The following is a 12,972-nucleotide window of genomic DNA, read 5'->3' as shown; positions in this document are numbered from 1 at the left end:
CGCCCGGCGCCGGCGTTAAAGCGCTACGCTGCCCAGGATGAAGGTGACGGTAATCACCGACAGCAGCGTCGTCCAGGTGATGATGGAGGCCATCGCTTCATGATCGCCCCCCATTTGCCGCGCCAGAATATAGGCGTTGCCGGCACAAGGCACGGCGGAGTAGAGAATGGCGATGCTGGCCGGCACGCCGGTGGCGCCGAAATAGTGCACCAGCGCAATGGTAATCAGCGGCATGGCCACCAGTTTCAGCACGGTCGCATAAGAGATGGAAACCAGCTTGCGAATATGCATGCTGACGATCAACCCTGCGCCGACCGACATCAGGCTCAGCGGCGTGGCGGCGTTGGAGAGATAAACGAACAGCTGTTTAAGCGCGCCGGTGATGTGCAGGTTGCACAGGTTCATCAGCACCCCGAACAACGCGCCGATGATCAGCGGGTTTTTCGTCAGCGCCAGCAGCGCGCCGCTCAGGCTTTTCTTGCTGCCGGTGCCGTAATGGTTCATCACCAACACGCTCATGATGTTGGTCAGAATGATCATATAGGCCACGAAGAAACCGGACAGCGCCACCCCCTCGCTGCCGAACAGCGATTGCGACAGCGCGATGAATACATAAGAGTTATATCTGACTCCGCCCTGAAAAATGGAGGTAAACAGATCGGCCGACGTATTGAAAAACAGTTTGCCAACGAAAATAATCAACGCGATGGCCAGCGTGGAAACTATGGTCGCCACAACGGGATAAAAGCTGTCCGCGCCGCTAAAATCCGCCTCGCTGATATCCAATATCAACAGCGCCGGAAAAAACAGGTAATAAACGAATTTGTCTGAAAAGCCCCAAAATACGGCAACGTCTTTAACATAGAGTTTTGACAAATAGCCCAGCACGATTAACAAAAAAATCGGTAATATAGAAAGAAAAACGTTCAGCATGAATAATAACCTTAAATCGAGAAAATGCGCTCTTCAACCTGATTGAGGTTGCGGTGATTCCACAAGCTTGCCGAAATGAAGACGCGTTGTACCCAGCGCAACGGCGTATCTCTTTCATCGAAAGATGGCGTGAATTTATCGCGTGAATGCAGCGCAAAACGGTTATCGATATACACCAAATCGCCCGGGCAAATATCGATGCCGATGGCATTTTCTTTCACCAGCCCGTAGAAACGCTCCAGCGCGGCTTCCGCTCGCGGCGTGCTGGCGGCAATCATGCCGGGATAGAAAACGGCGCTCACATCCGGCAGAACATGGTTTTGTGAAATAAGCGGCACCAGCGCGGTTTCTTCGCGCCCGGCCTGCGTGGACTGGCGCCAACGGTATGGCAGCTTGATGCTGTACAGCGGGCTGGCCAGCGTTTCGACGTCCTCGCGGCTCAGTTGAGCGATAGCCAAACGCGAATCGGAGATACGCGTCATCGGGCTGTGCGGATCGCGGCGCACGCCGGCTAACAGCAACCCCATCGGCGAGACGTTGAACTGCTCCAGGTGTTTCAGGGCCGCATTTTCAATATGGAAATCCAATTCAACATCGAACCCCAGACCGGTATATTCTTTTTTGGCTTCGCGTTTGGGGATCAGATTATTAATCAGTTCTTTCCCTTCGAAATACATCGAATAGGGTTCACCAATTAGCGAAGAGATGCCGACCAACAGGTTTTCACTGATATTCCCTGATTTGGCCGAAGGCGTATATTGGTTCGGACAAGGGGAAAAGAACACTTCTTTATCCACCGGCACATTTTTTAAAATAAGATAAGGCCGTGGTTTGATTGACGCCTTTTGCTGGCTTAATGCAGCGCTTAATCTGTGGGGTAAGTGGGTGATCATGGCCGAACGTATAGCGTGAATATACGCATCACCGCCGGCGGGATCGTAAGCAATTTTATCTAATGCCGAAAATAACTCGTTTCTTTCCTGATCCGTCAATTGAAAGACGTTTTGGTAATCCATCCTGAGCATTCCTTGACAATAAGAATATCATTAGCAAGCCTAATGAAAGCGGCAGGATGTTAACATTATGCAATCAAATCCATAAAGATTTATTAACTAATTTCGTGATCTTAATCACCACTCCTCCGTCCAGTTAGCGGTGGAGAAGAAGTGATTAATAAACAAACAGCTACGCGCATACGTCTCAATCGGATGCGATAGCGAATACGCCCGCGAGATAGCGCAGGACATGACCGTGGGCCTCAAAAACGCACGATAAATGCGTACTGCCCTCAAGCAAGCCAAAGGCAACATGCGCACTGCCATGCTGTTCGACGAAGCGCTGCATCGCTTGCGCATTGAACAACTCGTCCTGCGCTGCCGCCAGCAGCAAGGTCGGCAATCGCAGCGCCGCCAGTTGCTTGGCCGGGATGCGTGGCGTCAACGCGTTAGCCATATTGACGCTGTATTGGCAGACAAAATCGGGGGCGGCGGCCAGCACAGCCGGGGGAAAATTCAGGCTGACCGCCCGGGATTGCCCAAACCAGCGCCCGCCGCTGAGCGCATTGGCGACAAACGGCCATTGTCGCACCTGAGCAAAACGGGCCTCCGCCGCCAGATCGCGGGCCATCCCGGAAAATGGACCCAGCTCGGGCGCCAGCATGATCAGGCTGTCCGCCTGCTGTTCGCCAGGGTAACGGGTCAAGTAGTTGAGCAACATGCCGGCGCCGCTCGAATGGCCAAGCAGGTGTCTGCGCGCCAGCGGAAACCGGCAGCGCATTTCTGCCAGGATGATATCGACATCGCGCCAAATACGCTCAGGCCGCTCAACCGTCCCCCGCTCTCCCCTGGAATCGCCATGTCCGCGAATATCGACCAGACACACCGCGAGCGTCGGCTCGGCGGCCAGCTGGCGCGCAAGGACGTCATACCCGGCAGCGCTGTTAACCCCGCCGCCGTGATACACCACCATCACGTCTGCACTCGCGGCAGTTTGCCGATACAGGCGATAGCTCAATCCCTCAACGCGACCGGACGACATCTCCACATGCCCGCCCGGCCACTCGCCGTAAGACTTCGCTTGCTCAACATAGCGGTCAAAATCAATCAAAGCGCACCTTTCCATGATGTTGTCGGTATTTCCTACGGCAAAGCTCCTCGCCAAAATGGTGATAACAATATGAAATAACAGCAGTAATTACCATTCTTTTGCACATTCTCCCTTAGCGTCAGGGCAGATCGCCCGCCGGCACATTGAGCTGCCAGGAAAGGCCGAAACGATCGTTGAGCCAGCCGAAACGGGCGCTGAAGCCGTAGTCATCGAGCGGCATCAGCACCTTGCCGCCCTCCGCCAGCCGGTGGAACGCCCGCTCCAACGCTTCTTCGTTAGGCAGGTTGATGAACAGCGACACCGCCGGGGTAAAGCTAAAGTCATGGCTGATCGGGCTGTCGATAAACACCAGGTTCTGCCGATCGAAATCGATGGCAGCATGCTTGATCAATCGCCGGCCGTCCGGCGTCGGGTCGTAATGCTGTACCTGCATGAGCCGAAAACGCTCGAACACCTGGCTGTAGAGATCGATCGCCCGCTGCGCCTCTCCCTGGAACATGACAAAGGTCGAAACCTGACTCATAACATCCCCTCCGGCAAACGTTGTGGTATTAATGGAGGATAGCGGATTACCGTTGAAGCGGCGGAAAGGAGCAACCATGAGCATCATTCATCGCCTGGCGCAGCCGGACGATCTCAACGGCCTGTTAGCCTTGTATCGCGAGCTGCGCCCGCAGGACGCGCCGCTGCGCGCCGACGATGCGCGCCGAACCCTGCAACGCCTGTTGGACGATCCGGCGATCCGTCTGGTGGTGGCGGCGAAAGAAGATCACCCGATCGCCACCTGCATGCTGGCGCTGATCCCGGGGCTGGCGCACCAGGCGCAGCCGTTCGGCGTCATCGAACACGTGGTGACGGCGGAGCCCTACCGCGGCCACGGCGTGGCGCTCGCCATGATCGAATACGCGCTGCAGCTGGCCTGGCGCAAGGGCTGTTACAAGGTGATGCTGCTGTCGGGGCAGCAACGCACCGGCGCGCACCAGCTTTATCTCAAAGCAGGTTTCGACGGCGATCGCGAGCGGGGATTTGTCATCAGGCGGCCCGAGGGCCGATAGCGGCCTGCTGCAAATGAGCAGGCCGCCAGGCGGGTCATTCGGTGGCGTTTTTCGCCAAGCTGGCGTCTTTTTGGCGACGATAGTCGCGGGCGGCGGCCGGGATCGGCGTCACCTTGCCGGTTTCGATCCAGCTGCGCAGCCGGTTGGCGTCGGCGAAGTGGGTATATTTGCCGAAGGCGTCCAGCACCACCAGCGACACCGAGCGGTTACCGATCATGGTGCGCATCGCCAGGCAGTGGCCCGCCTGGTTGGTGAAGCCGGTCTTGGTCAGCTGGATGTTCCATTTCGGGTTGTACACCAGGTGGTTGGTGTTGCGGAACGGCAGCGTGTAGTTCGGGTCTTTGAAGCTGGCCATGCGCTCGGTGGTGGTGCTGAGCTGGCCGATCAACGGGTATTGTTTGGTGGCGATCAGCAGCTTGGTCAGATCGCGCGCCGTCGACACGTTATGAATAGAGAGCCCGGTCGGTTCCACATAATGGGTATTGGTCATGCCGAGCGCCCTGGCCTTGGCGTTCATCGCTTTGATGAAGGCGTTGTAGCCCCCCGGATAGTGGTGCGCCAGGCTGGCGGCCGCGCGGTTTTCCGACGACATCAGCGCGAGCAGCAGCATGTCCTTGCGGCTGATTTCGCTGTTCAGCCGTACCCGCGAATACACCCCTTTCATCTCCGGCGTCTGGTGGATGTCCACTGACAGCATCTCGTCGAGCGGCAGGTGCGCGTCCAGCGTGACCATGGCGGTCATCAGCTTGGTGATCGAGGCGATCGGCACCACTTCATCCGGGTTGCGCGCGTACATCACCTTATGGGTTTGCATATCGACAACCATCGCGCTGCCGGAGGCCAGCTCCGGCTGGGTGGCGTGTACGGCGGCGGCGTTGTCGCTGGCCAGCGCGCGCGGCGCAAAGCCTGCGCCCGCCTGCAAAGCGAGCAGGGTCAGAACCAAAACACGTATTTTCACAGGCATTACTCTGAAATGGGGGCTTGAACTCAGCGAATTATATGTGAGGGTTCAGCGCTTGGCACTGGGATTGTATGGCGGATTTGTGACAAATTCTGTCGGCCGAAAAACGACGCAGCCCGCGGGCGCTCTGGGATGAACGCCCGCGTAGAAAAAGTTACAGCGCCGGCTGCCAGGCCGACTGAGGCAGCAGGTACAGCCCCGGCGTTTGCCGCGCCCCGGCGCCGACGATATGGCCGATGCCGGCCGCCATCACCGCCAGCGTCACGTCGAAGGCGTTGAGGCTGTCGCCATAGCCGGCGGTCAGGTTGAACATCGAGCCATTGGCCAGCAAATAGACCGTCTTTTCATTCAGTTGGTAAGCGTTCACATAAGGCATCGGCTCGTGGTGCGGCAAGCCCTTGAGGAAGCCGACGTCGATCTCTTCCGCCACGTGGCCGACGTTGAGGATAAACACGCCGTCCTGCGCCTGTTGCAGATGCTGCGCCGAGAGCACGTTTTTCGCGCCGGTCGCGGTGGCGATCACGTCCGCCTGCGCGATCGCGCTCGCCAGATCCACCACCTGCCAGCCGTCATAACGCGCCTGCAGCGCGCGCGCCGGATCGATTTCCGCCACCATCACCTGGCCACCGTAGGCCCTGGCCGCCGCTGCCGTCCCCTGCCCGACCAGGCCGTAACCGATCACCAGCACACGCTTCTCGTGCAGCGTCAAATGGGTGGTCTGGAAGAAGGTATGCCAGGCGGTCAGCCCAACCATATGCCGATTGTGCAGCCCTTCTTTCACCGGCAGATCGTCCCAGTTGAAGATCGGATAGCGCGGCGCCACGCCGTTCAACCGGCTGATGCCCGAGCCGGTGGCCTCCAGCCCGGCGACGATCTGCGGGCCACCCGGCGACTGGTGCAGACGGGTGGTCAGATCCGCCCCCATTTCGCACAGGTGGGTCGGCCGCCAGGCCAGCGCGCGGTCGAAAGATTCCGACCATTCGCCGGCGCTCATGTCACGCCAGGCATAGGCCTGCGCGCCCCGCCGTTCCAGCCAGGCCACCACATCGTCCTGCACCGTGGTGGGATTGCAGGTGGTCAGGAAGATCGCCGCACCCTTGTCCAGCAGGCCGGCCACCAGCGGCGCCATTTTCAAATCCAGGTGCATGTTGCACGCCAGCCGCACCCCGTGCAGGTCCGGCAACGCCGCCATCGCCGCCCGGGTGCGCGGCATATGACGCGTCGCCCAGCTCAATTCGCTCTCAAAGTCCTGATACATCCGTTGCTCCTCTGATGTGCCCCGCCGCCAGGCGTGGCAAAAAATTATCCCGCGCGGCCGAGCCGGCGGATCGCCTGCGGCGACAGGCCAAAGACGCGGATAAACGCCCGTCTCATGCGTTCTGGATCGCTGAACCCCACCGAACGGGCGATCGCCTCCAGCGGCTCGGCGCTCTCTTCGACGCGTACCCTGGCCGCCTCTACCCGCAGCTGCTCGATCACCTTGGCCGGCGTCTGCCCGGTTTCGGCGCGGAACAGTCGGCCGAACTGACGCTCGCTCAGGCAGGCGGCGTCAGCCAGATCCGCTACCGACAGCGGCAAGTGCAAATGTTCGCGCGCGAACGACAGCGCTGCACGCATGCGATCCGACGACGGATTCAGCGCCAGCAGCAGCGAGTACTGCGACTGCCCGCCGGGGCGTCGGTGGTAGACCACCAGCTGCCGCGCCACGGCCGCCGCCAGGGTGGCGCCCAGATCGTCTTCGATCAGCGCCAACGCCAGATCGATGCCGGCACTGATGCCGGCCGAGGTCCAGATATCGCCATCGCGAATGAAAATGCGGTTGCTGTCGACGCGAATGCGCGGGTAGTTCTGCTGTAGCCGCGCCGCGTGATACCAGTGGGTGGTGGCGCGCTTGCCGTCCAGCAAGCCGCAGGCCGCCAGAATAAACGCGCCGGTGCACACGCTGGCGATGCGCCGCGCACGCCGGCTGTGGATTGTCAGGAACCCCGTCAGCGCCGGTGACTGCGCCGCCATCACGTTGCCGCTGCCGCCAGCCACCACCAGCGTATCGAAACGCTCGTCGCCGCATGGCTGCGTGGCGATCTCCACCCCGGCCGAGCTGGCGACCATGCCACCCTGCGGCGAAATCGCCACGCAGCGGTAGGCCGGCGGATCGGTAAACTGGTTGACATTATCGAACGCCGCCAGCGGGCCGGCAAAGTCCAGCAGGTTGAAACCGGGAAAGACCACAAAACCGATCGTTTTCATGATGGCGCTTTTTGAGGGTTATCTGTCATATCAGCCAAAAACAGGGCGGCTATTATGGCCCAGGTCCAACGATAAAAATGAGGCGAATGTCATGTCTGAACCACTCGTGATTGTATTTCCCATCTATCAAGGCGTCACCCAACTCGACTTCACCGGCCCGCTGCAGTTTCTGCGCCGCATGCCGGGCGCGGAAATCATCGTCGCTTCGGTAGACGGCGCGGATGTCGAATCGGAAGGCTTGCACTTCACTCAGTTGCGCCCGCTGCCGGAGATCGCGCGCTGCGACGTGCTGTGCGTGCCGGGCGGCAGCGGCTGCACCCAGGCATTACAGGATGAAGCATTCATGCGGCAAATCCGTCGGCTGGGCACCGATGCTCGCTACCTGACCTCGGTGTGTACCGGTTCGCTGATCCTAGCCGCCGCCGGGTTATTGCTGGGTAAACGCGCCGCCTGCCACTGGTCTATGCGCGATAGCCTGAAGCTGTTCGGCGCCATACCCAGCGCTGCTCGCGTAGAACGCGACGGCAACGTAATCAGCGGCGGCGGCGTCACCGCCGGCATCGATTTCGCGCTGGCGCTGATCGCCGAACTGCACGGCGAAGACACCGCTCAGACGATCCAACTTTATCTGGAATACGCCCCGGCCCCGCCGTTCGAGGGCGGCACGCCGGAACTGGCCCCGCCGCACATTTACGCCAAGGTACAGGCACAAATGGCGGAAAGCCTGGCGCGGCGCAGAGCGTTGGTGGCCCAAATCGCCCAAGGCTAGCGATCGGGCGTATACTTGCCCTTATGCGTCAGCCACATAAGGAGTAAGGAATGACCGATTTGGCCCACTACATTACGGACTACGGTTACTGGGCGTTGTTTATCGGCTGCCTGGCGGAAGGGGAGACCATCACGCTGCTGGGCGGCATCGCCGCCCACGAAGGGCTGCTGCACTGGCCGTGGGTGATCGCGGTGGTGGCGCTGGGCGGCATGATGGGAGACCAGTTGCTGTACTTCGCCGGCCGCCGGTTTGAAGGCCGCGTCATCTCGCGGCTCAAGGGACAGGAAAAGCGCATCGCGCGCGCCAGAAGGCTGATCGCTCGCCACCCGATGCTGTTCGTTATCGGGGTGCGCTTTATGTACGGTTTCCGCATCATCGGCCCGGTGCTGATCGGCGCCAGCCGCCTGCCGCCGTCGCGCTTCGTACCGCTCAATATCCTCGGCGCTATTTTATGGGCGACGATCTTCGTCATGCTCGGTTATTTTGGTGGCCAGGCGATCGAACGCTTCGTTACCGGCTTCGACAAAAAACTCTCCGGCCTGCTGTTTGTCGCGCTGGCGATCGCCGCCATCCTGCTGGTGCGTTTCTGGTGGCGTAAACGCCACCCGGAGTAAGCAAACGCAGCGGGCGTCAGCTTTCCTGCGGCGCCGTGCGCATCAGCTCGACCAACTCGCGCGCCGCCTTGTCCAACGGGCGGTTCTTCAGCCAGATCAAATGCATCGGCAAGCGCAGTTCGTTCTTGGTATTTTTGAATTTCAGCCGCACCAGCCGCCCCTGCGCCAGCAGCGGCTCGGCCAGCGACAGCGGGAAATTTCCCCACCCCAGCCCCGCCTCCACCATGTTCAGCGCCATCGGTAGGCTGTCGGTGCGCCAATACGCCTCCGCCACCTGCGGACGCAGATCGCCGATCGGCAGATCGCGGCTGGCCACCATGATCTGCCGCACGTTGACCAGATCTTCGAGAAACAGCTCACCCGCCGCGCCGTCCAGCGCCGGATGCTGCGGCGACAGCATCGCCACCAGCGATTCCGCGCCGACGAAGTGAAACTGTTCCGCGCTGTTGACGTTCAGCCCGCCGAACGCCAGACAAACGCCGATGCGCTCCTGATGCAGCATGTGCAGCACGTCGTCCTGCGGCGCGCTGAGCACTTCAATGTTCAGCAGCGGATAACGCTGCGACAGCGTTTTCACCGCCGCCAGCAGGCCGGCGCCGTTAATATCCGACGCCACGCCGATCGAAAGCCGGCTCTCCAGCCCCTGGGATAGCTCGATGGCGTGCACCTGCAGCTGCTTGAGCTGCCCGGCGATCAGGCGGGCGTGCGGCGCCAGGGCCAACGCCAGCGCGGTCGGCGTCGGTTCGCGGTGAGAACGGTCGAACAAGGCGAAACCGAGCTCCGCCTCCATGTTGGCGATGCCCATGCTGACCGCAGACGGTACGCGCCGCAACGCGCGGGCGGCGGCGGAAAATGAGCCGCGGTCGAGCACCGCCAAAAACAGTTCGATGTTGTCGCTGGAAAAATTCATCGCTCAACCTGTCAGAAAAACTGACAGCTCCTGACTTTTTCTATCAATGTGATTGACGTTATCTTAGCCGCCGTCGCCACAGAGGCAACTAAAAACAGATCGGGAGAAAACGATGCAAGGCGTCAAACGCAAACTGGTGTATGTCACCGCTTATGAAATCATCGGCATGGCGATCTCGGCGCTGGGGCTGGCGCTGCTGTCGGGCCATGCGCCAAGCAGCACCGGGCCGCTGGCGGTGGTGATCACCACCATCGCGGTAAGCTGGAACTTTATTTACAACTATTTATTCGAGTGGTGGGAAAGCCGCCAGGTGTCGCGCACCCGCACGCTCAAACGCCGCATTTTGCACGCCGTCGGCTTTCAGCTGACGCTGGTGGTGTATCTGATCCCGCTGATCGCCTGGTGGATGGGCATCACGCTGTGGCAGGCGCTGCTGCTGGATATGGCGCTGATCGTCATCATTCCTTGCTACACCTTCCTGTTTAACTGGGCGTTCGACAAGCTGTTCGGCCTGCCGGCTTCGGCTCTGCCGGCCGGTGAATCCGCCTAAGCCTGCTCCTCGTCCGATTCGCCTGCGCACGCTCATTGCCGCGCAGGCGCCATCGCTTTATTTTCCGCCCGCCTTCCCCCCTCACGCAAAATAACCTCCAAATCCCTTTAATTTTCACGGTAATTATTATTCTGTGATTTCAATCACTTTTATCGTTCGATATTTCCGTGTTGATAATGAGACTCATCTTACTGAATAATATGCGCTTTTGTTTTCAGTTTAAAAAATACACACCATTGTTCACACTTTGTACGCAGGTTTTTTTGCCACATTTATCGGGAAACGGTAGCATGCCACGCCGTTATTTAATGGCGGCTGTATACACAATAAACAGCGGAATGATGCCACGACCTCATTCTCATTACGATTGTTAATGGCAATCGTTTGCTCTGCAGCTCAGAGCGGAGTTCATCATAGACAGGTAAACAGGACGGATAATGCACTCACAAAAAAAGTCGGCGGATGACAAACACGCCGCCAGAAGACGCTGGCTAGACTCTCATGAATCCGGTTATCACAAAAGCATGGGCAACCGGCAAATCCAAATGATCGCCATCGGTGGCTCCATCGGTACCGGCTTGTTCCTCGGTACCGGCGGCCGTCTCGAGTTGGCCGGGCCGGCGCTGGCGCTGGTCTACCTGGTGTGCGGGATTTTCTCTTTCTTCATCCTGCGCGCGCTGGGCGAACTGGTGCTGCATCGCCCTTCCAGCGGCAGCTTCGTTTCTTACGCCCGCGAGTTTCTCGGTGAGAAAGCCTCTTACGTCGCCGGCTGGATGTATTTCCTCAACTGGGCGATGACCGGCATCGTCGACATCACCGCGGTGGCGCTATATATGCACTACTGGGGCACCTTTGCCGACGTGCCGCAGTGGCTGTTTGCCCTCGGCGCGCTCGGCATCGTCGCCACCATGAACATGATCGGCGTGAAGTGGTTCGCCGAGATGGAGTTCTGGTTCGCGCTGATCAAGGTCGTCGCTATCGCGCTGTTCCTGATTGTCGGCGTCGTCTTCCTCGGCACCGGCACCCCGGTCGCCGGCCACACCACCGGCATGCACCTGATCACCGAAAACGGCGGCATGTTCCCGCACGGCCTGCTGCCGGCGCTGGTGCTGGTGCAAGGGGTGATCTTCGCCTTCGCCGGCATCGAGCTTATCGGCACCGCCGCCGGCGAGTGTAAAGATCCGGCTAAAATGATGCCCAAAGCGATCAACAGCGTGATCTGGCGTATCGGTCTGTTCTACGTCGGCTCCGTGGTGCTGCTAGTGCTGCTGCTGCCGTGGAACGCCTATCAGGCCGGCCAAAGCCCGTTCGTGACCTTCTTCAGCAAGCTGGGCGTGCCTTACATCGGCACCATCATGAACATCGTGGTGTTGACCGCCGCGCTGTCCAGCCTCAACTCCGGCCTCTATTCCACCGGCCGCATCCTACGTTCACTGGCGATGGGCGGCTCCGCGCCGAAGCTGATGGCTAAAATGAGCAGCCAGCAGGTGCCTTACGCCGGCATCCTGGTTACCTGCGGCATCTACGTGATCGGCGTGGTGCTCAACTACCTGGTGCCGTCGCGGGTTTTCGAGATCGTGCTAAACATCGCTTCGCTGGGCATCATCGCCTCCTGGGCGTTTATCATCGTTTGCCAGATGCGCCTGCGCAAAGCCGTGCGCGAAGGCCGTGCGCAGCCGGTATCGTTCAGAATGCCGGGCGCGCCGTTCACCTCCTGGCTGACGCTGGCGTTCCTGCTGGTCGTCGTGGTGATGATGGCGTTCGATTATCCGAACGGCACCTGGACCATCGCCACCATTCCGGTGCTGGCGGTGCTGCTGACGCTGGGCTGGTTCGGCCTGCGCAAGCGCGCGCAGGAAGTGAAGCGGGAGCAGCAGGCTCACGAAGAGCAGAACCCGCACTGAATCGACAAACCGCCCTCCGGGGCGGTTTTTTTATCCGCTATAACCGGCCGTAAAACGTCATTCTGGCGCTTTCCGACAGCATGACATCCGGCTGCGCATTGTAGGCCAGCACCACCAGCATGCGCGTGGTGTCGCCTTCGGTCGGCGTCACCCGGTGCATGGCGTTGCGCCCGCGAAACAGCACTAAATCCCCCTCCTCCATCGCCAGCTGTTTGACCGCCCGCTCACCGTCCAGCACCTGCGTGACCCCGGCATAGTTCATCTCGCCGCGGTCGGCGTCGCGCAGGTTCTCCACGTATTCGAAACGGCCGCCCCCCTGCGGTTTCTGGATCAGCAGCGTGATGGCGAACGAGGAGTTGTCAAAATGCCAGCCCAGCTCCTGACCGGTGTGGGCGTAATGCAGGTTGATCGACGACAGCCGATCGGCGTAGGGATACAGCTGCGCCTCATCCAACACCGCGCAGAGAAACTCGCGAAACGCCGGAGCATCGTACAGCGCACGCAGCGGCGACTGCGATGGGATATCCTCGTCGGTAATGCAGCCCTTGGATGACACCACCAGCCGGTTGCGCGCATGATCGGCCGGCAGCGCGTCGTCCTGCGGCCGTAGATACACGTTGTGTTTGCTGCTGGCGTAAAACGCCGCGTGGTGCTGTTCGGCACCTTCCAGCCTTACCGTCGCCAGCGCGGCGGGGCGCAGAAATCCCGGCAGCACCAGCGCGCCGGCGCGCGCCAGCGTTTGCCTGCAACGGGCGCGGAATGCGGCGTCGTCGATGGGATGGACGGACAGATCGATAATATCGGCAAGTTGCGGCATGACGTTCCCCTCGTGTGCGATAGCCGGATGCTTCTCACTGTAGCGAATGGCGCATTGCCGCCATAACAAAAATACGTTATGGATAAGCTAACGAATTCTTAGCGAT

The 12,972-nt window shown here is 60.0% G+C and carries 14 protein-coding genes; 5 read left to right on the top strand and 9 right to left on the bottom strand.

Translation table 11 applies throughout. The features are described from left to right. Nucleotides 1–15: 15 nt before the first annotated feature. The 4 genes from ACJ8J5_RS15895 to ACJ8J5_RS15880 form a co-directional block, all read right to left on the bottom strand. Nucleotides 16–933: an AEC family transporter gene (locus ACJ8J5_RS15895; RefSeq protein WP_025301959.1), complete on the bottom strand. Its 918-nt coding sequence runs from the start codon at nt 931–933 to the stop codon at nt 16–18. Between the two features lie 11 nt (nt 934–944). Beyond that, the gene (locus tag ACJ8J5_RS15890; RefSeq protein WP_025301958.1) at nt 945–1,949 is read right to left on the bottom strand and encodes a TauD/TfdA family dioxygenase; all 1,005 of its coding nucleotides are present in this window, start codon (nt 1,947–1,949) and stop codon (nt 945–947) included. Nucleotides 1,950–2,133: 184 nt separating this feature from the next. Continuing rightward, on the bottom strand, nt 2,134–3,039 hold the full coding sequence (locus tag ACJ8J5_RS15885; RefSeq protein ID WP_238476078.1) for an alpha/beta fold hydrolase: 906 nt from the start codon (nt 3,037–3,039) through the stop codon (nt 2,134–2,136). A 118-nt stretch (nt 3,040–3,157) separates the two neighbouring features. Then, nucleotides 3,158–3,562, bottom strand: coding sequence for a VOC family protein (locus ACJ8J5_RS15880; RefSeq protein ID WP_049203833.1), 405 nt, complete (start codon nt 3,560–3,562; stop codon nt 3,158–3,160). A gap of 76 nt (nt 3,563–3,638) precedes the next feature. Between ACJ8J5_RS15880 and ACJ8J5_RS15875 the strand changes: the two genes are divergently transcribed. Further along, a complete protein-coding gene (locus ACJ8J5_RS15875; RefSeq protein WP_025301952.1) occupies nt 3,639–4,094 on the top strand; it encodes a GNAT family N-acetyltransferase in 456 nt (151 codons plus the stop codon). A 34-nt stretch (nt 4,095–4,128) separates the two neighbouring features. On the opposite strand, the gene pbpG is transcribed toward ACJ8J5_RS15875, so the two are convergent. The 3 genes from pbpG to ACJ8J5_RS15860 all read right to left on the bottom strand — a co-directional run bounded on the left by pbpG (nt 4,129) and on the right by ACJ8J5_RS15860 (nt 7,302). Further along, entirely contained in the window at nt 4,129–5,058 is a 930-nt protein-coding gene (gene pbpG / locus ACJ8J5_RS15870; RefSeq protein WP_025301951.1) for a D-alanyl-D-alanine endopeptidase, read from the bottom strand. A 151-nt stretch (nt 5,059–5,209) separates the two neighbouring features. Beyond that, the gene (locus ACJ8J5_RS15865) at nt 5,210–6,313 is read right to left on the bottom strand and encodes an adenosylhomocysteinase (protein WP_025301950.1); all 1,104 of its coding nucleotides are present in this window, start codon (nt 6,311–6,313) and stop codon (nt 5,210–5,212) included. A 44-nt stretch (nt 6,314–6,357) separates the two neighbouring features. Further along, on the bottom strand, nt 6,358–7,302 hold the full coding sequence (locus ACJ8J5_RS15860; RefSeq protein WP_197835376.1) for a GlxA family transcriptional regulator: 945 nt from the start codon (nt 7,300–7,302) through the stop codon (nt 6,358–6,360). A 91-nt stretch (nt 7,303–7,393) separates the two neighbouring features. Between ACJ8J5_RS15860 and ACJ8J5_RS15855 the strand changes: the two genes are divergently transcribed. Together ACJ8J5_RS15855 and ACJ8J5_RS15850 are read left to right on the top strand one after the other, a co-directional pair. Beyond that, nucleotides 7,394–8,071: a DJ-1/PfpI family protein gene (locus ACJ8J5_RS15855; RefSeq protein ID WP_025301948.1), complete on the top strand. Its 678-nt coding sequence runs from the start codon at nt 7,394–7,396 to the stop codon at nt 8,069–8,071. Between the two features lie 50 nt (nt 8,072–8,121). Then, the gene (locus ACJ8J5_RS15850; RefSeq protein WP_025301947.1) at nt 8,122–8,685 is read left to right on the top strand and encodes a DedA family protein; all 564 of its coding nucleotides are present in this window, start codon (nt 8,122–8,124) and stop codon (nt 8,683–8,685) included. 16 nt (nt 8,686–8,701) lie between these two features. Here the strand turns inward: ACJ8J5_RS15850 and ACJ8J5_RS15845 are convergent, their stop codons facing one another. Further along, complete coding sequence (locus tag ACJ8J5_RS15845; RefSeq protein WP_025301946.1) at nt 8,702–9,595, bottom strand: LysR family transcriptional regulator; 894 nt, start codon at nt 9,593–9,595, stop codon at nt 8,702–8,704. Between the two features lie 112 nt (nt 9,596–9,707). On the opposite strand from ACJ8J5_RS15845, the gene ACJ8J5_RS15840 reads away from it, so the two are divergent. Both ACJ8J5_RS15840 and ansP read left to right on the top strand, forming a co-directional pair. Further along, on the top strand, nt 9,708–10,145 hold the full coding sequence (locus ACJ8J5_RS15840; RefSeq protein WP_004939694.1) for a PACE efflux transporter: 438 nt from the start codon (nt 9,708–9,710) through the stop codon (nt 10,143–10,145). Nucleotides 10,146–10,582: 437 nt separating this feature from the next. Next, entirely contained in the window at nt 10,583–12,049 is a 1,467-nt protein-coding gene (ansP, locus tag ACJ8J5_RS15835) for an L-asparagine permease (RefSeq protein ID WP_025301945.1), read from the top strand. Between the two features lie 37 nt (nt 12,050–12,086). Here the strand turns inward: ansP and ACJ8J5_RS15830 are convergent, their stop codons facing one another. Then, a complete protein-coding gene (locus ACJ8J5_RS15830; protein WP_060432627.1) occupies nt 12,087–12,866 on the bottom strand; it encodes a HalD/BesD family halogenase in 780 nt (259 codons plus the stop codon). Between the last annotated feature and the right edge of the window lie 106 nt (nt 12,867–12,972).

Source organism: Serratia sp. CY43202 (assembly GCF_052168755.1).
GTDB classification, from domain to species: Bacteria; Pseudomonadota; Gammaproteobacteria; order Enterobacterales; family Enterobacteriaceae; genus Serratia; species Serratia bockelmannii.
The sequence above is the reverse complement of the archived record's forward strand: the minus strand, read 5'-3'. Positions and strand labels throughout refer to the sequence as shown.

Bases quoted from the DNA above. Each gene is read 5' to 3' on its own strand.
- ACJ8J5_RS15895 (WP_025301959.1), bottom strand. From the start codon at position 933: ATGCTGAACGTTTTTCTTTCTATATTACCGATTTTTTTGTTAATCGTG.
- ACJ8J5_RS15890 (WP_025301958.1), bottom strand. From the start codon at position 1,949: ATGGATTACCAAAACGTCTTTCAATTGACGGATCAGGAAAGAAACGAG.
- ACJ8J5_RS15880 (WP_049203833.1), bottom strand. From the start codon at position 3,562: ATGAGTCAGGTTTCGACCTTTGTCATGTTCCAGGGAGAGGCGCAGCGG.
- ACJ8J5_RS15875 (WP_025301952.1), top strand. From the start codon at position 3,639: ATGAGCATCATTCATCGCCTGGCGCAGCCGGACGATCTCAACGGCCTG.
- pbpG (WP_025301951.1), bottom strand. From the start codon at position 5,058: ATGCCTGTGAAAATACGTGTTTTGGTTCTGACCCTGCTCGCTTTGCAG.
- ACJ8J5_RS15865 (WP_025301950.1), bottom strand. From the start codon at position 6,313: ATGTATCAGGACTTTGAGAGCGAATTGAGCTGGGCGACGCGTCATATG.
- ACJ8J5_RS15860 (WP_197835376.1), bottom strand. From the start codon at position 7,302: ATGAAAACGATCGGTTTTGTGGTCTTTCCCGGTTTCAACCTGCTGGAC.
- ACJ8J5_RS15855 (WP_025301948.1), top strand. From the start codon at position 7,394: ATGTCTGAACCACTCGTGATTGTATTTCCCATCTATCAAGGCGTCACC.
- ACJ8J5_RS15850 (WP_025301947.1), top strand. From the start codon at position 8,122: ATGACCGATTTGGCCCACTACATTACGGACTACGGTTACTGGGCGTTG.
- ACJ8J5_RS15845 (WP_025301946.1), bottom strand. From the start codon at position 9,595: ATGAATTTTTCCAGCGACAACATCGAACTGTTTTTGGCGGTGCTCGAC.
- ACJ8J5_RS15840 (WP_004939694.1), top strand. From the start codon at position 9,708: ATGCAAGGCGTCAAACGCAAACTGGTGTATGTCACCGCTTATGAAATC.
- ansP (WP_025301945.1), top strand. From the start codon at position 10,583: ATGCACTCACAAAAAAAGTCGGCGGATGACAAACACGCCGCCAGAAGA.
- ACJ8J5_RS15830 (WP_060432627.1), bottom strand. From the start codon at position 12,866: ATGCCGCAACTTGCCGATATTATCGATCTGTCCGTCCATCCCATCGAC.